This window comes from Geodermatophilus africanus (genome assembly GCF_900107105.1).
Lineage (GTDB): Bacteria > Actinomycetota > Actinomycetes > Mycobacteriales > Geodermatophilaceae > Geodermatophilus > Geodermatophilus africanus.
This window is the reverse complement of the sequence record NZ_FNOT01000003.1, coordinates 341,006-360,727: the sequence shown is the minus strand read 5'-3', so window position 1 is coordinate 360,727 and position 19,722 is coordinate 341,006. Positions and strand designations below refer to the sequence as shown.

Here is a 19,722-nt window from a genome sequence, read left to right as displayed (position 1 = left end):
GGTGCCCTCAGGCGCCCGGGATGATCGGGAGGAGCAGGTGGGACTGCCGCTCCCCGCCGGTGTGGACGGTGACTGTGCCCTCGAACAGCTCGGCGGGCCGGTCGACGGGGTCGTCGTGCACGAACGGCCCGCACCCGGTCATCGGGTTCTTCATGTTCGACAGGTGCTCGGCCGGGCCGGGGTAGACGTAGTCCCGGCCGCGGACGTCGAGTTGCAAGGTGTAGCCGGCCGGGATCACCAGGCAGGTCGGCCAGATCTCGACGTCGAGCTCGTAGACCGTGCCCGGCTCGAGCGGCTGGATCTCGTCGTGGGTGTGGTAGGGCCGGTACGGCTGCGACAGCTCGGGGTCGAGCTTGCGGTGCGAGGCCCGCAGCCAGCCCTGTGCGACCGGGGTGTGCGGGTCCAGGGCCCCGTGGAACACGACCTCCTCCCCTTCCGGCGAGAAGACCCGCACGACGAGGAACAGGTCGGCGTCGGCGGTGCTGGACTCCACGAAGAGCTTCGCGGCCAGCGGCCCGGTGATCTCGGTCTGCTCGGGGAACGGGCCGAAGGAGAACGTCGCGCCGTCGCCGGTGGTGTCGTAGCCCACCGAGGCGGCGGCGGACGGCGGCTCGGCGCTGAGGGTGCCGGCGTCGGCGTCCAGGTACAGGCGCGTCCACTCGGTCCGCTCCAGCGGCCAGGACTGCTCCTGGCGCACCACGAAGGTGCTGTCGACGTGCCGGATGTTCAGCTGCACCGGCGGCTGGTCGGCCCAGCCGTTGTCCTCGCCCTTGAGGAAGTGGTCGAAGAAGCGAAGCTGCAGCTCACGCCCGTAGTCGGTGTAGAAGTGGCTCCAGTGCTCGAGGCCGTGCATTTCCAGCCACTTCTGCGACGACGCCGACCGCCCGTACCCCTCGACGTTGCCGCGCAGGTGCAGCCCCTGACCGCCCCAGTTGCCGGTGGACAGCAGCGGCACGGTGATCTTCGAGAAGTCCGGCGTCCGCTCGCGGTACACCTCGTCGTCGAGCGGGTGCTGCTGGTACTGCTCGTCGAGGTCGGTCAGGTTCTCGGCGAGCTCCTCCTTGCTGAGCTTCTCGTCACCGCAGACGAGCAGCCCGGAGTTCGGGTCCCGGGGGCCGTCCTCGCCGCGGCCGTACTGCACGGTCGTGACCTGCATGGGGATCCAGTTGGCGATGAACGTGCACAGGATCCCGCCGTGGTGGCTCATGTCCCGGTACCAGTCGGAGCCGCCCTCCCACACGCAGATCGCCGCCAGGTGCGGAGGCTGCAGCGCGGCCACCTGCCACTGGTTCATGGCGTAGTAGGAGATGCCGTCCAGCCCGACCTTGCCGTTGCTGTAGGGCAGCGTGCCCGCCCACTCGATGCAGTCGTGGAAGTCGCGGGTCTCGCGAGCCGACCAGAGGTCCATCTTCCCCGGTGAACGGCCGGCGCCCCGCGAGTCGACGCGGATGCACACGTAGTCCCGGGGCACCCACTTCTCCGGGTCGACGACCTCCCAGTTCTGGAAACGGTTGGTCGAGCCCGCCGTGACGTCGGGGTGGTTCCTCGCCATGATCTCCCAGGATGTCGTGTAGCCCTGCTGGAACGGCAGCCCCTTCCCGTACGGGCCGTAGGTGATGAGGACCGGGAAGCGGCCTTCCTTGGCCGGCCGGTAGACGTCGGCGCGCAGGAGCAGGCCGTCGTCCATCTCGATGGGCACGTCCCACTCGATGAAGATGTCCTCGGGCGTGGTCTCGCGGTGGTGGGCGCCGGGGGTCTCGGTCAGGGCCACTCCGGTTCTCCTTTTCGACGGGGCCGTCGCGTGGCGACGGGGCGGACGGTGGCGCACCGCGGGACGGAACGGGCGTCAGCGGCCGTACCAGGGCAGGAACCGCCGCCGGGCCACCGTCAGGAGGGCCCGCGCGGCGACGACGAAGAGGGTCAGCACGATGACCCCGACGAAGGCCTCGTTCTGCTGGAAGCTGCGCGTCTGCTGGAGGATCGAGTAGCCCAGGCCCGGCACGCCGGCGAGGAACTCGACGGCGACGGCGGTGACCAGCGCGCGGGCGATGGCCAACTGCAGACCGGCGATGAGGTATGGGATCGCGTTGCGCAGGGCGATCCCGAACCAGATGTTGTGCACCCGCGCCCGGAAGGTGCGGGCCACGTCCAGGTACTCCTTGGGGATGGCCCGCGACCCGTCCGCCGTCGTCACGACGATGGGCAGGAACGCCGACAGCGCGACGGCGACCAGCCGGGTCTCGGGGGTGTAGCCGAGCCAGATGGTCATGAGCGGGACCACCGCGACCATCGGCAGGGTGTAGAGCGCGCTCACGTAGGACGTGAAGAACCAGCGCACGAGCTTGATCCGGCCCATGGCCAGCCCCAGGACCAGCCCCGCGGCCGCGCCGATGAGGACGCCGTACACGACCGACCCGATGGTGGCCCAGGCGTCCTGCCAGAACCGCTCGCTGGCGAACACCTCCGGGACCGCCTGCGCCACGCCCAGCGGGCGGGCGATGAACGGCGACTCCAGCATCCGCGCACCCAGGTCCCAGAGGACCAGGATCAGCACTCCGGTGAGGAGCCGCAGCAACCAGTTGGGTGGCCGTCTGCGCTCGCGCCGCGCCCGTCCGGACGGGACCGCCTGGGGCGCGCTTGAGGGCTCGCCGGGCAGCGGGACCGCCTCGGTGGCCGTCGAGCCCTGACCCGCAGGGGCGCTCACCGGCCGACCGCCGGCCGCCGATTCCCCGGTGCCGGTTCGCCTCGTCGTCATCCGGACAGCCCCTCCCGCCAGCCGGCGAAGCGCCGCTCGACGACCCCGCTCACCCCCATCAGGCTCACCGCGATGACGGAGATCACCAGCGTCACCGCCAGCGCACCGGCGGAGTCGAAGTTGGTCGACGCGCGGATGAGCAGGTCCCCGACGCCGGTGGCGTTGAGGAAGAGCTCGGCGATGATCGTGCCGACCAGCGCCCCGGCGATGCCCTGCTTGATGCCGGTCACCGCGTACGGGACGGTGTAGGGGATCACCACGTCGGCCCACAGCTGGCGCTCGGTCGACCCGTAGGAGTGGGCGACGTCGAGCAGCCGGCCGGGGACGCTCCGAGCACCCTCCATCGCGCTGATCAGGATGGGGAAGATCGCCGTCAGGACGACGACCAGGACCTTCGCCCGGAAGTCGAACCCGATGCCGGCCAGGATGAACGGCACCAGGGTGATCACCGGGATGGCGTAGAGCCCGTACACGTACGTCTCCACCGCAGCGGTGACCAGCGGGAACCGCGCGAAGACCAGCCCGAGCGGCAGCCCCAGCAGGATGGACAGCACCAGCCCGGTGAGGAAGATCCTGCCGGAGGAGAGCAGCGCCTCCGGGAGCTCGCCGTTGCTGATGAGCTCACCGAGGCGGGCCATCGTCTCGGTGAAGCTCGCCAGCAGCAGCCCGCTCCCCGCGGCCGCGATCTGCCACACCACCGCGAGCACGACCAGGCTGAGCGCGTAGACGCCCCAGCGCGCCCATCTCTCCGTCGCCATTCCGATCGCTCCCCCTCGGCGGAGTGCCGGTCAGTTGGTCGACTCGACCAGCTGCTGGGCCTCGTCGTAGATGCTGGGGTCGATCAGGTCCTCGTAGGTCGGCGCGTTGGCCTCGGTGATGGCGCCGGCGTCGATCTGCTCCTGGATGACGCCCTCGACCTTCTCCTGGACCAGCCCGGAGCCCTCCGGCCAGAATTCGAACTCGAGGAACAGGTCGACCGCCTCCTGGGCCACCTCGATCGGCTGCTGGTTGTACTTCGAGGCGATCTCGGCGAAGCGCTCGGAGTTGGCCGGGTCGCGGACGAACTCGTTGGCCTCGATGTAGGCCGCGGTCAGCCGGACGACGGCGTCCCGGTTCTGCTCGATGTAGTCGGTGGTCGCCACCTGCAGCACGTAGTGCGTGTTCGGGTTGACGTCCTTGACGAGGCTGATGATCTCCTCGACGTTGGTGTCGGTGGTCGCCTCGATGAACGCCTCCTCGTCGTAGTGGAGGTTGGCGATGGTCACCTGGCCCTGCACCAGGGCCTGGATCACCGGCGGGCCGGCGAAGTTGACGAACTCGACGTCGTCCACGGTCAGGCCGCAGGAGGCGAGCATCGTGACCGTGGAGTTGTACCGGGCCCCGCCGGTCTGGTCGACCGCGATGGTCTGGCCCCGGAGGTCCTCGCAGCTGGTGATGGCCGGGTCGGTGGTCGCGATGTAGTAGTCGGGCTTGTCCATGCCGATCATGCCCTTGACCGGGGCACCCTCGGCGACGACGTTCACCAGGCTCGACGTGGACGTCAGCGCGGCGTCGATCTGCCCGCCGATCACGGCCCGTACGGAGTCGGCACCGTTGGCGAAGTTCTGGAAGGTGACGTCCAACCCGTACTCGTCGAGGATCCCCTCCTCGTCGGCCACGTGCATCATCAGGCTGCCGTAGACGACGGGCGTCCCGGCGGTGCCGAAGGTCATGGCGGTGGTGTCCCCACCGCCTCCGCCGCCGCCTCCCCCGCCGCCCGAGCCCCCTCCCGAGGTCGAGTCGTCACCACCGCAGGCGGTGGCGGCCAGCAGCACGGCGAGGCCTGCGCCCGCCAACCGCATACGTCGAGTGGTCCGTCGAGGAGCGGTCACGGGCTTGCCTCCGAGCTGGGAGGGACAGCGGACAGGGATCCGGCGGGCGCCGGCAACCCGCGGTTGCCGAGCTCGGGCGACGAAGTTAGCGGGGATGTGATCGGCGGCACCCCAGGATCCCGACAGATCGGGAACCACCTTTTTGGGCCTCCGCACAACCCGTTCCGCGGCGGCCGGAACACAATGCAGAGGGCCTGACAACGGGCCCTCCGTGCCGCGCGCGCCGCGCACACGGGCACGTGCCCAGCCGACGGCAGCCGACGGGGAGAGCGCCCATGGAGGACCTGGACGGACGGATCGCCGTCGTGACCGGCGGAGGGACGGGCATCGGTCAGGCCACGGCCGTGCCCTCGCCGTCCGGGGGTGCCACGTGGTCGTCGCCGGACGCCGACCCGGGCCGCTGGAGGAGACGGTCGCGGCGGTGACGACCGCGGGCGGGACGGCGACCGCCGCGACGCTCGACGTCACCGACGCCGACGCGGTGCGGCGGCTCGTCGGCGAGGTGACCGATCGGCACGGCCGCCTGGACCTGATGGTGAACAACGCCGGGGTCAACGTCGCCCGGCGCAGCATGGCGACCCTCTCGGTGGCCGACTGGCACGCGATCGCGCAGATCAACCTGACCGGCACGTTCCTCATGACCCACGCCGCGCTGCCGGCGATGCGGGCGCAGCGGTCGGGGACCGTCGTCAACATCTCCTCGATGGCCGGGTACCGCGCGAGCCCGCTCACCGGCCCGGTCTACAACGCCGCCAAGGCGGGGGTGAACTCCTTCACCGAGTCGGTCAACCTCGCCGAGCGGGCCAACGGAATCCGGGCGTGCGCCATCTGCCCCGGCGAGGTCGCCACGCCGATCCTGGAGCAGCGGCCGGTGCCGCCGTCGCCCGAGGCGCGGGCGACCATGCTCCAGCCCGAGGACCTCGCCGACACGGTCGTCTTCGTCGCGACGCTGCCGCAGCGCGCCAACGTCAAGCTGCTCACGATCTACCCGACCGAGCAACGCGACTGGACGACGGAGCTGGGGTAGCCCGGTGGCCGCCGAGCACGACCAGCGCTACCCCGCGCTGCGCCGGCCGCTGACGCTCGGCGGCCTGCGGCTGGCCAACCGCCTGGTCATGTCGCCGTTGACGACCTACGGGCTGCCCGATGCCGACGGCTCCTCCAACGACCGCCACCGGGCCTTCTACGAGCGCCGCGCGCGCAGCGGGCTCGGTCTGGTGCACGTGGAGTCCGCCCTGGTGCACCCCTCCGGTCAGTGCTGGCCCAACCACCTGGCCATCCACGACGATCGCTTCGTGCCGCGGCTGGCCGAGCTGTCCCGCGCGATCACCCGGCACGGCCCAGTGGCGATCCTGCAGCTGCACCACGGCGGGCGCGTCGCGGTGGAGGCGCTCAGCGGCTGGCCGGTGCTCGCCCCCTCCCCGCTCCCGGCGCCGGGGCGCCCGGTGCCCAAGGAGATGACCGTCGAGGAGATCGACACGATGGTCGAGGCCTTCGCGCAGGGGGCGCGGCGTGCCCGGGAGGCCGGCTTCGACGGGGTCGAGCTGCACATGGGCACCGCCTACCTGCTGCTGAGCTTCCTCTCCCCCGCACAGAACGTGCGCGAGGACGAGTACGGCCGCGACCTCGCCGGCCGGATGCGCTTCCCGCTGCGGGTCCTCGACCGGATCCGCGAGGTGGTCGGCGACGACTACCCCGTCGGCGCCCGGATCGTCGGCTCGGACCACCACGACGGCGGTGTGGACCTCGACTACTGCCTGCGGGTGGCGACGCGGCTGGAGCGGGCGGGGGTGGCCTACCTCGACGTGTCCGCGGGGGCGGGGCCCAACACGGTGCGGGACTCGCCGCTGGTGATGGGCGGCGGGTCCGCGGTGTTGGCCGGGTTCGCCGCGGCGGTGAGGTCGGCCGTGTCCGTCCCGGTGGTCTCGGTCGGCCGCTACTACTCGCTGGCCGCGGCGGAGCGGGCCGTCGCGGAGGGCAGCGCCGACCTGGTCGCGCTGGGCCGTGCGCTCATCGCCGACCCGGACGTCGTCGTCAAGTCGCTGGCCGGCCGGGAGGACGAGGTCGTCCCCTGCATCGCCTGCCAGGCCTGCCACGGCGGCATCACCACGGCCCTGGGGGTCTCCTGCCTGCTGCACCCCGAGACCGGCCACGAGCTGGACCTCCCCGTCGTGCCGGCCGAGCGGCCGCGCCGGGTCCTGGTGTCCGGCAGCGGCGTCGCGGGCCTGGAACTGGCCCGGGTCGCCGCGCTGCGGGGCCACGAGGTCACCGTCGCGACCGGCGACCTGCCGTTCGGTGGGCTGCTCGCGCTGCGCGCTCGGGTCCCCGGGGCCGCCGAGGTCGGCGACGGCGTCGAGTACTTCCGGCGCGCACTGCACCGCCTCGGGGTCCGGGTCGTGCCGGACGCCGCACCGGAGGGGTACGACGTGACGGTCGACGCCGCACCCGGTGTCCCGGTCGTGGCCGACCTGCCCGGTACCGGGACCCTCGCGGCCGTCCCGGCGGACGACGTCCTCACCGGCCGGGTGGAGCTCGACGCCGCCGGGGACCGGGTCGCGGTCGTCGGCCCGGGGCTGCTGGCCGGCGAGACCGCTCTCCTCGTCGCCGCAGCCGGGAAGCAGGTGACCCTCGTCGTACCCGGCGACCGCGCCATGGCCGACGCCCACCCGCTGATCGCCGGCACCACGACCCACCGCCTGGCCGAGCACGGGGCGCGGACGGTGACCGGCGCCCAGCCGCGTCGCGTCATGGACACCTTCCTCGAGGTCCACGGCCCGAAGGGGCCGCGCACGCTCGGCCCCGTCGACCTACTCGTCTGGGCGATCGGCTGGACGCCGGCAGCGACGGCGCCCCGGGCCGTGGGTGACACGTGGGACGCCTTCGCGCAGCGCCTGCTGGTGCACGACGCCGCCCGGCTGGCCCGGCAGCTGTGACCCCAGCCCGGCGGCGGGACCGTCCGCCGCCGGGCGGCCCCCTCCCAGGTCCCGCCCCGAGCCTGCGAGGGGTGGGGAGGAGGGTGGCCCTCCTGCAGGGTCCCGCCGCGAGCCTGCGAGCGGTGGGGGGCAGGGGGGTCCTTTCTCAGTACATGACCAGCCCGGCGGACACGTTGAGGTCCTCCCCGGTGATCGCCGCGGCGCGCGGTGAGGCCAGGAAGGCCACGGCGTCGGCGACGTCCTGCGGGCTGGTCAGCCGCTGCAGGGCCGCTCCCCCGGCGAACTCGGCCCGCGCCTGCTCCACGGTGATGCCCCGCGAGACGGCCTGCTGCTCGAGGACCCAGTCGATCCGGGCCCCCTCCACCCCGCCCGGCGAGACCAGGTTGACCCGCACCCCCGAGGAGCCGACCTCCCAGGCCAGCGTGCGCACCAGGCCGATGAGCGCGGTCTTCGACGCGGCGTAGGGCGTGCGGTTGACCAGGGGTCGCTTGCCGGTCACCGAGCCGATGACCACCACCGACCCCGACCGGCGGGCGAGCATGCCGGGGAGGAACGCCTTGCAGGCCAGCATCGTCCCGGTCACGTTGACCCGGAAGGTGTCCTCCCACTCGTCGAGCGGCATGTCGACCAGCGGCGCGCTCGGCCCGCCCACCCCGCTGTTGTTGACCAGCACGTCGACCCGCCCGAACTCCGCCTCCGCCGCCTTCGCGGCCGCGGCGATCGAGTCCGGGTCCCGCAGGTCCATGGCGAGCGGCAGCGCCCGCCGCCCCGCGGCGCGGACCAGCCCGGCGACCTCCTCCATGGCCTCGGTCGAGCGGCCGGTCAGCACGACGTCGGCCCCCTCGGCGGCCAGCCGCAGCGAGATCTCCCGGCCGATGCCGGTGCCCGCACCGGTCACCGCCGCCACCTGCCCGTCCAGCAGCACGCCTGCTCCTCCCGTCGTCGCCCCGGTCACTTGACCGCGATCGCGTTCATCGGCGAGCCGGCCGCGCCGGTGATGGGCAGCGGCGCCGCGGACAGCAGGAACTCGTAGACGCCGTCCGCGGCGCAGTCCTCGCCGAGGGCCTGCAGGTCCCAGATCTCGCCGAACGGGATGCCCATGTGCACCAGCGCGACGATGTGCAGCGGCTGGAACAGGTCGACCTCGTTGGGCCGCACCTCGCAGCCCCACGTGTCGGTGGCGATGGCCGCGACATCGTGCTCGTACAGCCACGGCGCGGTGTGCAGCGACAGGCCGGGCGCGTCCCCGCCGTTGTAGTCCCCCCACGCGCCGCGCCGGGTCTCGGTCATGCCGGTGCGCACGACGACCGCGTCGCCGGTGCGCACCTCCACGCCCTGCGCGGCGGCGGTGGCGTCGAGGTCCTCGACGGTGATCGCGTAACCCGGCTCCAGGCACTCGACGCCCTTGTGCCGGGCAACGTCCAGCAGCACGCCGCGCATCACGAACCGGTCCTTCGCGACCTGGATGCCGCAGGTCGCGGCACCCTTGGCGGTGACGTTGCCGGCGTCGAAGCCGTTGTACATCCGCCCCTTCCAGAAGATGTGCGCGAGGCCGTCCCACTGGCTGCCGGACTGGTTGGGGGTGACCAGGACGTCGTCGGAGAAGCCGAAGCCCTTGGACGGGCCGAACCCACCCGGGAGCGGGTCCTGCTTGCCGGCGAGGTAGTCGGTGCCGGTCGCGGTCATCATGTTCAGCGGGTTGGCGCGGAAGCCCCCCGACTGCGGGCCGTTGAGGTCCAGCGGCAGGCCCATCGAGACGACCTTGCCCTGGCGGACCGTGCGGGCGGCGGCGAGCACCTGCTCCGGGCCCACGTGGTTGAGCGCCCCGAGCTGGTCGTCCTCCCCCCAGCGCCCCCAGTTCGAGAACCTCCCGATGTAGTCCCGGATGACGTCGTCACCGCGGAAGGGCACGTCGTCGGCCGGTGAGCTGGCCATGGTTCCTCCTGCTGGGGTGGATGGGTCCGCGACCGGGCCGGTCCGCGGGTCGACCGGGAACCCGGTCACTGCACGGGCATGTCCGCCGAGTCGCCGGGGACCCGCAGCCCGAAGGTGAGCGACGGGTCGCCGGGCACCCAGTCGCTGCGGAACTGGGCGCCCTCGCCGAGGTGGCGGGTGCGGGCGAGCAGGGCGCGGCCGAGGTCGAGCTGGGCCGGCTCCCACAGCCGCAGCGCCTCCGGGACGTCGCCCCCGGACCGCACCAGGGCCGCGGCCAGCGCCCACACGTCCTCGGCGCCCTTGGCGGTGGCCGCCGCCGCGTGCGGCCGGACGGCGAACGCCGCGTCGCCGACGAGGGCCACCCGGCCGAACGCCATCCGGGGGACGTCGACGTCGACCATGACCTGGAGGAAGGGCGCCTGGCTCCTCGCGGCGACCTCGGCCAGCGGCGGCGGCAGCTGCTCGCGCGCGGTGGCCCGGAACTCGGCCAGGTGCTCGTCCCGCACCGCTCCGGGCGGCAGGGACACGTCCCGGCGCCGCCCGGAGCGGTCGGTCAGCAGGTCGTCCAGCGGCGCGCCCTCGGGCACGTTGCGGTACCAGACCAGGTTCATGAGCCGGCGCCCCGGCTCCACCGCGCCGTCGTAGTTGGGGATCGGGTACGTGAGCGCGTGCGTGCCCGGGCGGACGTAGTAGGTCAGCGAGTCGTCGAGCGCCGCGAACGTCGCCGGGCTCAGCTCGCGCTCGTCGACGACCCCGCGCCAGGCCACGTAGCCGCCGTACCGCTGCCGGACGTCGGGCAGCACGGCGCGGCGGGTGAACGAGGAGACGCCGTCGGCCCCCACCAGCAGGTCGCAGTCGACGGTGCGGCCGTCGGCGAAGGTGACCCGCACCTCGTCGGCCGTCTGCGCGATGCCCGTCGCCTCGGAGTCGAGGTGGTAGCGGTCGCGGCCGAAGGCGCGCAGCAGCGTGCCGTAGAGGGTGTTGTAGCCGGTGAAGTGGTGCCGGCGGGCGTCCTCGGTCAGCACCGAGCCGTCGTCGGCGAGGTAGCGGTGGTAGGTGGCCGACGTGCTGACCGCGGCGAGGTCGAGCAGCCGGTTCTCCAGCAGGTAGCGCGCCGTCGCGGGGTGCAGCACGATCCCCACGCCCCGGCCCTCCAGCGGTGAGCGGGACCGCTCGTAGACGTCGACGTCGCAGCCGAGGTCGCGGAACACCAGCGCCGTGGTCAGCCCGATGAGCGAGCCGCCGAGGACGGCGACCCGCAGCGGCCGGCGCCCGGGCAGCCGGCCGGTCCCCCCGGCGGTCACGGCGCGACCCCCCGGGCCGGGGCGGGGACCGCGGCAGGGGCCGGCTCACCCCGGGGGGTCAGCACCGGCGCCCGTCCTGGAACGTGCCCCCGGTCCCGTGTAGCGTTCCCGCGGCCGTCGGCGGAGGGAGGGTCCCGGTGCTCGACGCGGCCGACCCCGCGCTCACCGGCCGCGAGCCGCTGCCCGGCTGGGTCCGGGAGATGGCCGCGGGCGTCGACCTGCCCGCGCTCTGTGAACGGGTGGTGGCCCGGGACATCGCCGTCGCCTTCCCCGACCTGGCGGAGGACGCCGGCTTCGCCGAGCACCTGCGCGCCAGCGTCCGGGAGAACCTGCGGCTGCTGCAGGACGTCCTCTGCGGCCGGCTGCCCCTGGACGCGGTGCGCCTGGAACGGCCGCTCGTCTTCGCCCGCGTGCAGGCGGAGCTGCGGATCCCGCAGACCGCGCTGCAGCGCTCCTACCGCGTGGGGTTCGCCGAGATGTGGCGGGCGTGGGCCGACCGGCTGCAGGAGGTCGCCCAGGCCGCCGACGTCCCCCGCGCGGAGGCGCTGCGGGGCCTCGCGCAGCTCACGACCGCGATCTTCGACTACCAGGACCACGTGGCCTCGCTGGTCGCGGAGAACCACGCGCGCGTGGACGAGGCGCTCAGCCGCACCCGGGCGCACGTCCGGCAGGGGCTGGTGCGGGAGATCCTGCGCGGGGACCGGACCTCGCTGGCGCCCTCGGACCTGATCACGCTCGACCACGACCTCGGCGGCGAGCACGTCGTCGTCCTGCTGCCGGAGGTGGCCGAGGGCGCCGCGGGCAGCCTGATGACCGGCGTGCGGGCGCGCACCGGCGTCCGGCAGACCCTCGTTCACCCGCTGGACCTGAGCCGGACGGCGGTGTGGCTGACCGTCCCGGGCTGGACGCGCGAGGCGCGCCGGCAGCTGCGGGCCGCGCTCGCCGACGCCGGCGTGGAGGCCTCGGTGTCCGAGCCGCTGGGCGGCCTGGCCGGGTTCCGCGAGGCGCACGAGCAGGCCCAGGACGTCGAGCGGGTGCGGGCCGCGTGGGGCCGTGCCACCGCGCCGCGGGTGCTCGAGCACGCCGACGTCGCCCTGGAGATCATGCTGCTGCGCGACCCGGAGCGGGGCCGCCGCTTCGTGCGCGCCGAGCTCGGCCGGCTGGCCGAGGACACCGCCGAGGCCGCCCGGCTGCGGGAGACGCTGCAGGCGTCCTTCCGCCTGGGCAGCCACGTCTCCGCCGCCGAGCACCTCCAGCTCCACGAGCACACCGTGCGCAACCGGCTGCACCGGGCCGAGGAGCACCTGGGCCATCCGCTCACCGAGCGCCGCACCGAGCTGCAGGTGGCCCTGCGCCTGCAGCGGCTGCTCGCCGGTCCGGCCTGACCGGGCGCCCCGCCCGGTCGGCGTTCCCCGTTCGCTCCCGCGGGGCGCTCCGCTCCTCGCTCGTTCCTCGCTGCGATGCTCACGCCCCTGTCCGCTCACTGCCCTCCGTTCGCTCCCGCGGGGCGCTCCGCTCCTCGCTCCCCCGCCCAGGCCGCCTCCGCGGTCGGTCCGCTCCTCGCTCGTTCCTCGCTGCGATGCTCCCTCCCTGTCGGCGGCCGCCTCGCTGGCGGGCTTCCGCCCCTGTCCGCTCACTGCCCGGCCAGCCGCTGCAGGACGCCGAAGACGCATGCGGTGTCCTCGGTGAGCCGGTCCTGGGCGACCGCGGCCTCGTAGAGGACGGTGGTGGCCGAGAACAGCGGCGTGGGGCTGGCCACGCCGTGCGCGAACTGCGCGATGAGGCCGTTGTCCTTCTGCATCGTGGCGACCGTGGCCGTGGCCGGTGAGTACCGGCCGGCCGCCATGAGCGGGCCGCGGACCTGCAGCATGCGCGAGCCGCCGGCCCCGTCGCCCACCGCGGCCAGCACCTGGTCCAGGTCCAGCCCGGCGCGCTGGGCGAGCAGCAGCGCCTCCGCCGCGGCGGCGTTGTGCACCGCCACCAGCAGGTTGGCCACGAGCTTCATCGCGGTGCCCTGGCCGAAGGCGCCCAGGTCGTACTGCGCACGGGTGAAGGCCGCGAGCACCGGCCGCGCCCGCTCCTTGGCCGCCTCGTCCCCGCTGAGGTAGGCGACCAGGTCGCCGTCGCGGGCCTGCTGGCCGGTGCCGCTCATCGGGCAGTCGAGCAGGGTGGCGCCGAAGGCGGCGGCCCGCTCGGCCCCCTCGCGCTTGGTCTCCGGCGAGAGGGTGCTGGTCTCCACGACCACCAGGCCCGGCCGCGCCGCATCCCGGAGCCCGGCCGTGCCGTCGAGGACCTCCATCAGGGCCGCGGCGCTGGGCAGCGACGTCACGACGACGTCGGCGACCCGGGCCACCTCGGCCGGGCTGGCGCACACCGAGCCCCCGCGCTGCTCGTGGTCGGCGCGGCGGCCGGCGTCGGGGTCGAAGCCGGGCACCGGGTGGCCGGCCGCGAGCAGGTGCCCGCTCATCGCCGAGCCCATCACCCCGAGGCCGAGGAAGCCGACCGGCTCGCGCGTCACCGGGCCGCTCCGTCCGCGAGGAAGCCGGTCAGCGCCTGCACGAACTGCTCGGGCTGCTCCAGCACGCCCGCGTGCCGCGCCGGGGACAGCCACACCAGCCGCGCGTCCGGCAGCGCGGCGGCGAGCTCGCGGGCGGCGGCGGTGAACGGCGGGGCGTCGTCCTCCCCGCAGACGACCAGGGTGGGCGCGATGATCCGGCCGACGACGCCGGTCAGGTCCACCTCCTCGAGCGCGGCGCAGGCGTGCGCGTAGCCCTGCGCGTCCCCGGCGAGGAAGGTGCGGTGGGCCCGCTCGACCATCGGCCCGCCGGCCGCCAGCGCGTCGGCGGTGAACCACAGCGCGAGGGTCGGCCCGACCAGCGGCTCGAGCCCCTGGGCGGGCGTGGCCGCGGCCCGGTCGCGCCACTGCTGCTTCAGCGGCGGCGGATAGACCGCGACGGCGTCGACGACCACCAGCCGGCGCACCAGCTCCGGGTGGCAGGCGGCCAGCCGCTGCGCGATCAGCCCGCCGAGCGAGACGCCGACGACGTCCGCCGGGACCGCACCGGCCTCGGCGAGGAGTTCGGCGGCCTGCTCGGTGAGGTCCTCGATCGTGTACGGCTGCTCGGGCACCGGGGTCTCCCCGTGGCCGGGGAGGTCGTAGGTCAGCACCTCGACCCCGGCCAGCCGGGCGGCCACGTCGTCCCAGAAGGTCCGGTCGACGCCCAGCGGGTGGAGCAGCAGGACCGGCGGCCCCTCGCCGGTCCGGTGCAGCACCGGTGTGGGCAGGGGGCGGCTCACCGGCGGCCTCCGTCCGGGACGCGGGTCGCGGGCAGGGTGGACCCGCCCGGCACCGGGGTGCGGGCGACGTTCATGACCATGGCCAGGGTCGTGTAGTAGCCGGCGGCGCCGACCACCTCCACGACGCCGGCGTCCCCCAGCTCGGCCAGCGCCCGGGCGTAGGTGTCGTCGCCGACCTGCCGGGTCCGGTGCAGCTCGTCGAGCAGGTCCCAGACCGCGGCGGCGGCCGCGTCCATCCCCTCCGGGCGCCGGCCCGCGCCGATCGCGTCGGCGACCGCCGGGTCCAGCCCCGCCTCGAGGGCCAGGGGGTGGTGGTAGCTCCACTCGAAGTCCTGGTCCCACCAGCGGGAGACGTACAGGATCGTCAGCTCGAACAGCCGGCGGTCCAGCCCGCTGGAGAAGCGCAGGTGCTCCCCCACCTTCTGCAGCCGGGTCATCAGCTGGGGGCTGCGCAGCAGCGGGGCAAACGGGCCGATGACCCCGCCGCGCGGTCCCGCGCTGATCTCCGCGACCGCCACCCGCTGCTCGGTGGTCAGCTCGTCGTCCGGCGGCAGGGGCAGCCGGTCCTCGACCGGGGACGCCGTCACGGCCGGCTCTCCCCGCCCTCGGGCACGGGCCCGTCGTCCTCGCCCAGCGCCTCGTTGACCTGCGGCATGACCTTCGTCGCCATCAGCTCCATCGAGCGCCGGGCCAGCTCGGGGTCGACCCAGTCGAGGCCGGCGTAGACCAGTTCGCCGAAGTCCCCGGTCTGCTCGCGCAGCGCCAGGACCTGCTCGGCGACGGAGTCCGGCGTCCCGCAGATCACCAGGTCCCGGAGCACGCCGTCGAGGGTGATCTCGTCGTCGGGCTGCTCCCGCGAGGTCTTGAACAGCCCGAGGCGGCCGAGCGTCCGCATCTTGCCGAGCATCTTCCCGTAGTAGTAGCGGTACGGGCTGCTGGCCTCGGCCCGGCCGTAGGCCTCGGCGACCCTGGCGTCGTCGGCGACGAACACCGTGCGGGCGACGCGCCAGTCGGCGGGCGACGCGGTCTGCCCGGCGGACTGCTTGCCCTCCACGTAGTTCGGCCAGTGCGTGGCCACCCACTGCGGCAGCAGGAAGTTGGCCGACAGCGGGTGGAAGTCGCGGGCGCCCATGGCGACGACGCCCTTGGAGAAGGGCGCGACCACGGTGCCGACGATTTCCGGCCGGGGCGTCTGCAGCGGCTTGCCGATGATCCCGACGCCGACGTCGTCGTTGTAGGTCGACGCCGTGGTGACCGTGAACCGGTTGCCCGGCAGGTCGATGTCGTAGGGCGGCTCCCGCTCCCACAGCCCGGTGATGACGTCGATGGCCTCGGCGAAGATCTGGTTGCGGTCCTCGCCGAGGATGCCCAGCAGCTCGGCGTCCGAGGGCAGCGCCCCGGGGCTGACGCCGAGGATGAACCGGCCGCCGGAGAGGTGGTCGAACATCGCGCTGTTGACGGCGACGAGCGCCGGGTGCATGTGCGAGAGGTTCGTCGTCCCGGTGGCCAGCCGGATCCGCGAGGTCTCCGGGACGAGCGTCGCGAGGAACACCAGGCTGTTGGTGATGTTCTCGTGGCGGTCGGTGAGGTGCTCGCCGATGAACGCGTCGTGGAAGCCGAGCCGGTCGGTCAGGATCACCGCCTCGCGGTCCTCCCGCAGGGTCTCGGCCCACGGGCGCCCCTGGGGGTGCATCGGCATGGCGAAGTAGCCCAGTCTCACGACGGTCTCCTCGGGGTCGGGGTGGACGGCCCCAGTCAAGGGCTCCGACCGCCGGCCGGGCAGTGTCGGCGGCGGACAAGTTGACCGCCGCGCGATGACGGACGCCGTGAGTCGCGCGGCCGGGCTGACGGTCCCCGGCAGCCGCGTCCTGCCGGGGTGACGTGCTCCGCCATCCCCCCGCGCCGGTCGCGCCGGTCTACTCGGGACAGGTCCGCGCCCGCACGGGGCGCGGCACGCCACAGCGAGGACGGTCCGCGTGACGACTCCCGAGCCGGCAGCTGCCCCCGCGCCCGACGCCACGACCTTCCGGCACGTCGTGGGGCACCTCGCCAGCGGGGTGACCCTGGTGACGACCCGCACGCCGGAGGGGCCCTTCGGCATGACGGCGAGCTCGGTGACGTCGCTGTCCCTGGATCCGCCGATGATGCTGGCCTGCCTGAACACCTCGTCGGTCACCTGCGCCGCGGTCTCGGCGAGCGGCGCCTACGGGGTCAACGTGCTCGGGGAGGGCCAGGGGCACCTGGCGCACCAGTTCGCCACGCCCGCGTCGGACAAGTTCGCCGGGGTGCAGGTCAGCGAGGGCGTCCTGGGTGTGCCGCTGCTGAGCGAGGCGCTGGCGCGCATCGAGTGCGAGGTGGTCGAGGAGGTCCGGGCCGCGACCCACACCGTCTTCCTCGGCCGGGTGCGCCGGGCCGAGGCCGCGGAGGGCGCCCCGCTGACCTACTTCCGCGGCGGCTTCGGGCGCTTCGAGTTCGCCCGCGACGACGCCGTCTACCAGCGGGCCCGCCAGCAGGTGCTGGAGCGCCGGTACGCCGCCGACACCGTGCTGCTGCTCGACGACCTCGCGTACTCCCTGGACGTCGACAAGCCCGCGGCGTTCTACGCCCTCACCCGGCTGGCCGCCGAGGGCCTGGTCCGCCGGGACCCGGAGCGCGGCTACGTCGTCGTCCCGTTCACCGTCCGGACCTCGGACGAGACGTTCGACGCCCGCTGCGCCATCGAGCTCGGGGTCATCGACATGGTGTGCGGGCGGGTGCCGGAGCCGGAGCTGGCCGGGCTGCGTGCCCGCTTCGAGGCGATGGCGGCCCTCCTGGTCGGCGACCGGTTCGTCGACTTCGACGGCTACCTCGACGCCAACTACGCGTACCACGAGGGGCTGGTCTCGCTGGCCCACAGCGCGGCGCTGACCACTGCGTTCGCGCAGCTGCACATCAAGTCCGTGATGACCCGCAGCTTCGGTGCGACGCCGGTGACGTCGCAGAGCTTCATCGAGGCCCAGCGCGGCATCACCGAGGGCATGGAGCGGGGCGACGCGGCGGCGGCCCGGGCCGCGGTGTACCGCTACACCGACCTGGCCAAGCAGCGCGTCCGGGAGATCCTGCAGCAGACCGGCGGCCGGCTCTGAGCGGCGCCGGCTCAGGCCGGCCCGCCGGGAGCCGCGCCCCGGGCGGTCACCGTCGCCCGCAGGGTGCCGGCATCCGCGCCGCCGGCCAGCAGCGCCCAGAGCAGCAGGCGCGCCTTGCGCGGGTCGAGCCAGCCGGCGGGCAGCACGCCCCGGGCCAGGAGGTCCTCCTCCGAGCCGACGAACCCGTAGGTGCCCGCGAGCACCGGGCCCCCGCCGGTGCGGCTGGCCAGCACGACCGGACACCGCCGCACCGCGGCGCCGACGACCTCCGCCGCCGCCGCGGAGAGGTGCCCGGCGCCGAAGCCGGCGAGGACCACGCCGTCCCAGCCGGCGCCGGTGACCAGCTCCAGCAGCTCCCCCCGGTCGCCGAGGTGCGTCTCGAGGAGGGCGACCCGCGGCGGGTCGTTCCCCTCCCGGGGCCGGGGCAGCGCCGGCCAGCGCGCCGCCCGTCCGGCGAAGGTCACCGTGCCCTCGTGCACCCGGCCCACCGGGCCGAACGACCCCGAGGTGAAGGCGTGCAGCGCGATGCTGTCGGTCTTGCGGACCCGCGCGGCGGCGTGCACCTCGTCGGCGAGCACCACCAGGACCCCGCGGTCACGCGCGCCGGGGTCCGCCGCGACGCGCGCTGCCGCGAGCAGGTTGGCCGGCCCGTCCGCGCCGGCCGCCGCCGGGGAGCGCATCGCGCCGGTGACGACGAGGGGCTCCGGGTGGTCCCAGAACAGGTCGAGCAGCGCGGCGGTCTCCTCGATCGTGTCGGTGCCCTGCACGAGCAAGACGCCGTCGGCTCCCCCGGCGACCTGTGCGGCGGCCCAGTCGCCGGCGGCGACCACGTCGGCCGGCCGCAGCCAGGCGCCCGGGACCGTCTGCAGCGTGGTGGCGTCGATCTCGGCGACCGCGCCGAGACCCGGCACGCCGCGCAGCAGGTCGGCCGCCTCAAGCTCGGGCCGCACCCCGCCACCGGCGGCCGGCGCGGTCATCGTGATGGTGCCGCCGAGGGACCCCACCGCCACCCGCACCCGTCCGTCCACCCCGGCACCCTCCCGTCCCCGCCCGGCGGCCCCGTCGGCCCCCGGCCGGGACACCGTAGGACCCCGCTCACCCCACCCGTCGACCGGAGGACCGCCGCGTGACCGACCTGGACCTGCTCGTCGCCGGGGGCACCGTGGTCACCCCGGCCGGACGCCGCCGCGCGCACGTGGGCGTCCGGGACGGCGTCGTCGTCCACGTGGGCCCGCCGGTAGCGGCCGGGGGCCCGACCGCCACCTGCACCGTGGACGCCACCGGGCTGGTCGTCCTGCCCGGCGGCGTGGACACCCACGTGCACCTCATGGACCCGGGCAGCCCGGAGCGGGAGGACTTCCCGACCGGGACGGCCGCGGCCGCCGCCGCGGGCGTCACCACGATCGTGGAGCACACCCACGGCAGCCCGGTGCGCACCGTCGACGACCTGCGGGACAAGACGGCGTACCTGCGCGAGCGCGCCGACGTCGACTACGGCCTGGCCGCGCACGCCTGGCCGGGGCGGGCGGGCGACGTGGCCGCCCTGTGGGCCGCCGGCGTGACCTTCTTCAAGGTCTTCACCTGCACCACCCACGGCGTCCCCGGGCACGACCCGGCCCGGCTCAGGGAGCACCTGGAGGCGACCGCGCTGGCCGGGGCGGTGAGCCTGCTGCACTGCGAGGACGAGTCCCTGACCGGGGCGGCCGAGACCCTGCTGCGCGAGCAGGGCCGCACCGACGGCGGGATCCTGCCCGATTGGCGCAACCGGGACGCCGAGCTCGTCGCCGCCGCCGTCGCCGCCCTGCTCGTCCGGCGGACCGGCGCGCGGGCCACGGTCGCCCACGTCAGCCACCCGGAGGTCGCCGCGTACCTCGCGGCCGAACGGGCCCGCGGCGGCGCGCTGGCGGCCGAGGGCTGCCCGCAGTACTTCCTGCTGCGCGAGGACGAGGTGCTCGACGCGGGGGCGCTGCGCAAGTTCACCCCGCCGGCGCGGGCGCGCACCGACGCCGACGAGGCCGAGATGTGGCAGCTGCTGCGCTCCGGCGTCCTCACCCACATGTCCAGCGACCACGCCCCCTCCACGCTCGAGCAGAAGCGCGCCGGCGACATCTGGAACGTGCACTTCGGGCTGCCCGGCCTCGACAGCACCATGCAGCTGCTGCTCGACGCGGTCGCCCGCGGGCACCTCTCGTACGAGGACGTGGCCCGCGTCTACGCCGAGCGGCCCGCGCGGGCCTACGGCCTCTGGCCGCGCAAGGGGCGGATCGCGCCGGGCGCGGACGCCGACCTGGCGCTCGTGGACCCCGCCGCCCGCCGGACGCTGCGCAACGCCGACGTCCTCTCCAAGGCCGGGTGGACGCCGTACGACGGCCGCAGCGTGGGCGGCCGCGTGGTGCAGACCTACCTGCGCGGCGCGCTCGTGGCCGAGGAGGGCCGACCGCTGCGCGCCCGCGGCGGCCGCTTCCTGCCCGGCGCCGGCGCCGTCCCGGGCTCGAGCTGAGG

General features: G+C 74.6%; 17 protein-coding genes. 5 read left to right on the top strand and 12 right to left on the bottom strand.

Going from position 1 to position 19,722, the window contains the following annotated elements; genetic code table 11:
• Window positions 1–7: 7 nt before the first annotated feature.
• From BLW63_RS06980 to BLW63_RS06965, 4 genes are all read right to left on the bottom strand, one after another.
• Complete coding sequence (locus BLW63_RS06980) at window positions 8–1,771, bottom strand: CocE/NonD family hydrolase (protein WP_211517038.1); 1,764 nt, start codon at window positions 1,769–1,771, stop codon at window positions 8–10.
• Window positions 1,772–1,846: 75 nt separating this feature from the next.
• The gene (locus BLW63_RS06975) at window positions 1,847–2,704 is read right to left on the bottom strand and encodes an ABC transporter permease (protein ID WP_170856678.1); all 858 of its coding nucleotides are present in this window, start codon (window positions 2,702–2,704) and stop codon (window positions 1,847–1,849) included.
• 47 nt (window positions 2,705–2,751) lie between these two features.
• On the bottom strand, window positions 2,752–3,513 hold the full coding sequence (locus BLW63_RS06970) for an ABC transporter permease (protein WP_091152870.1): 762 nt from the start codon (window positions 3,511–3,513) through the stop codon (window positions 2,752–2,754).
• Window positions 3,514–3,543: 30 nt separating this feature from the next.
• The gene (locus tag BLW63_RS06965) at window positions 3,544–4,467 is read right to left on the bottom strand and encodes an ABC transporter substrate-binding protein (protein WP_170856677.1); all 924 of its coding nucleotides are present in this window, start codon (window positions 4,465–4,467) and stop codon (window positions 3,544–3,546) included.
• 370 nt (window positions 4,468–4,837) lie between these two features.
• Between BLW63_RS06965 and BLW63_RS06960 the strand changes: the two genes are divergently transcribed.
• Together BLW63_RS06960 and BLW63_RS06955 are read left to right on the top strand one after the other, a co-directional pair.
• Window positions 4,838–5,653: an SDR family oxidoreductase gene (locus BLW63_RS06960; RefSeq protein ID WP_280140495.1), complete on the top strand. Its 816-nt coding sequence runs from the start codon at window positions 4,838–4,840 to the stop codon at window positions 5,651–5,653.
• A gap of 4 nt (window positions 5,654–5,657) precedes the next feature.
• Window positions 5,658–7,559, top strand: a complete 1,902-nt coding sequence (locus BLW63_RS06955; protein ID WP_091152864.1) for an oxidoreductase — start codon at window positions 5,658–5,660, stop codon at window positions 7,557–7,559.
• A 145-nt stretch (window positions 7,560–7,704) separates the two neighbouring features.
• Here BLW63_RS06955 and BLW63_RS06950 read toward each other — a convergent pair whose 3' ends face one another.
• The 3 genes from BLW63_RS06950 to BLW63_RS06940 form a co-directional block, all read right to left on the bottom strand.
• Complete coding sequence (locus tag BLW63_RS06950) at window positions 7,705–8,484, bottom strand: SDR family NAD(P)-dependent oxidoreductase (protein WP_091152863.1); 780 nt, start codon at window positions 8,482–8,484, stop codon at window positions 7,705–7,707.
• Window positions 8,485–8,510: 26 nt separating this feature from the next.
• Window positions 8,511–9,494, bottom strand: a complete 984-nt coding sequence (locus tag BLW63_RS06945) for a cyclase family protein (protein WP_091152860.1) — start codon at window positions 9,492–9,494, stop codon at window positions 8,511–8,513.
• Window positions 9,495–9,559: 65 nt separating this feature from the next.
• Complete coding sequence (locus tag BLW63_RS06940; RefSeq protein ID WP_244522411.1) at window positions 9,560–10,798, bottom strand: FAD binding domain-containing protein; 1,239 nt, start codon at window positions 10,796–10,798, stop codon at window positions 9,560–9,562.
• 137 nt (window positions 10,799–10,935) lie between these two features.
• Between BLW63_RS06940 and BLW63_RS06935 the strand changes: the two genes are divergently transcribed.
• Window positions 10,936–12,183: a PucR family transcriptional regulator gene (locus BLW63_RS06935; RefSeq protein ID WP_091152858.1), complete on the top strand. Its 1,248-nt coding sequence runs from the start codon at window positions 10,936–10,938 to the stop codon at window positions 12,181–12,183.
• Between the two features lie 248 nt (window positions 12,184–12,431).
• Here BLW63_RS06935 and BLW63_RS06930 read toward each other — a convergent pair whose 3' ends face one another.
• The 4 genes from BLW63_RS06930 to BLW63_RS06915 are packed head-to-tail and all read right to left on the bottom strand — an operon-like array spanning window position 12,432 to window position 15,815.
• On the bottom strand, window positions 12,432–13,316 hold the full coding sequence (locus BLW63_RS06930) for an NAD(P)-dependent oxidoreductase (protein WP_091152856.1): 885 nt from the start codon (window positions 13,314–13,316) through the stop codon (window positions 12,432–12,434).
• A complete protein-coding gene (locus BLW63_RS06925) occupies window positions 13,313–14,095 on the bottom strand; it encodes an alpha/beta fold hydrolase (protein ID WP_091152853.1) in 783 nt (260 codons plus the stop codon). Before BLW63_RS06925 ends, BLW63_RS06930 begins: the two co-directional genes overlap by 4 nt.
• Window positions 14,092–14,682 carry a carboxymuconolactone decarboxylase family protein gene (locus BLW63_RS06920; RefSeq protein ID WP_091152851.1) on the bottom strand — a complete coding sequence of 197 codons (591 nt, stop codon included), beginning with the start codon at window positions 14,680–14,682 and terminating at the stop codon, window positions 14,092–14,094. The genes BLW63_RS06925 and BLW63_RS06920 overlap by 4 nt, the downstream gene beginning before the upstream one ends.
• The gene (locus tag BLW63_RS06915; RefSeq protein ID WP_091152850.1) at window positions 14,679–15,815 is read right to left on the bottom strand and encodes an LLM class flavin-dependent oxidoreductase; all 1,137 of its coding nucleotides are present in this window, start codon (window positions 15,813–15,815) and stop codon (window positions 14,679–14,681) included. The genes BLW63_RS06920 and BLW63_RS06915 overlap by 4 nt, the downstream gene beginning before the upstream one ends.
• Window positions 15,816–16,071: 256 nt before the next feature.
• On the opposite strand from BLW63_RS06915, the gene BLW63_RS06910 reads away from it, so the two are divergent.
• The gene (locus tag BLW63_RS06910) at window positions 16,072–17,220 is read left to right on the top strand and encodes a flavin reductase (RefSeq protein ID WP_091152848.1); all 1,149 of its coding nucleotides are present in this window, start codon (window positions 16,072–16,074) and stop codon (window positions 17,218–17,220) included.
• 11 nt (window positions 17,221–17,231) lie between these two features.
• Here BLW63_RS06910 and BLW63_RS06905 read toward each other — a convergent pair whose 3' ends face one another.
• Window positions 17,232–18,248 carry an asparaginase gene (locus BLW63_RS06905; RefSeq protein WP_211517037.1) on the bottom strand — a complete coding sequence of 339 codons (1,017 nt, stop codon included), beginning with the start codon at window positions 18,246–18,248 and terminating at the stop codon, window positions 17,232–17,234.
• A gap of 98 nt (window positions 18,249–18,346) precedes the next feature.
• Here BLW63_RS06905 and BLW63_RS06900 point away from each other — a divergent pair, with 98 nt between their 5' ends.
• Window positions 18,347–19,720, top strand: coding sequence for a dihydroorotase (locus BLW63_RS06900; RefSeq protein ID WP_091152846.1), 1,374 nt, complete (start codon window positions 18,347–18,349; stop codon window positions 19,718–19,720).
• Window positions 19,721–19,722 lie beyond the last annotated feature (2 nt).

Bases quoted from the DNA above. Each gene is read 5' to 3' on its own strand.
- BLW63_RS06965 (WP_170856677.1), bottom strand. From the start codon at position 4,467: ATGACCTTCGGCACCGCCGGGACGCCCGTCGTCTACGGCAGCCTGATG.
- BLW63_RS06970 (WP_091152870.1), bottom strand. From the start codon at position 3,513: ATGGCGACGGAGAGATGGGCGCGCTGGGGCGTCTACGCGCTCAGCCTG.
- BLW63_RS06945 (WP_091152860.1), bottom strand. From the start codon at position 9,494: ATGGCCAGCTCACCGGCCGACGACGTGCCCTTCCGCGGTGACGACGTC.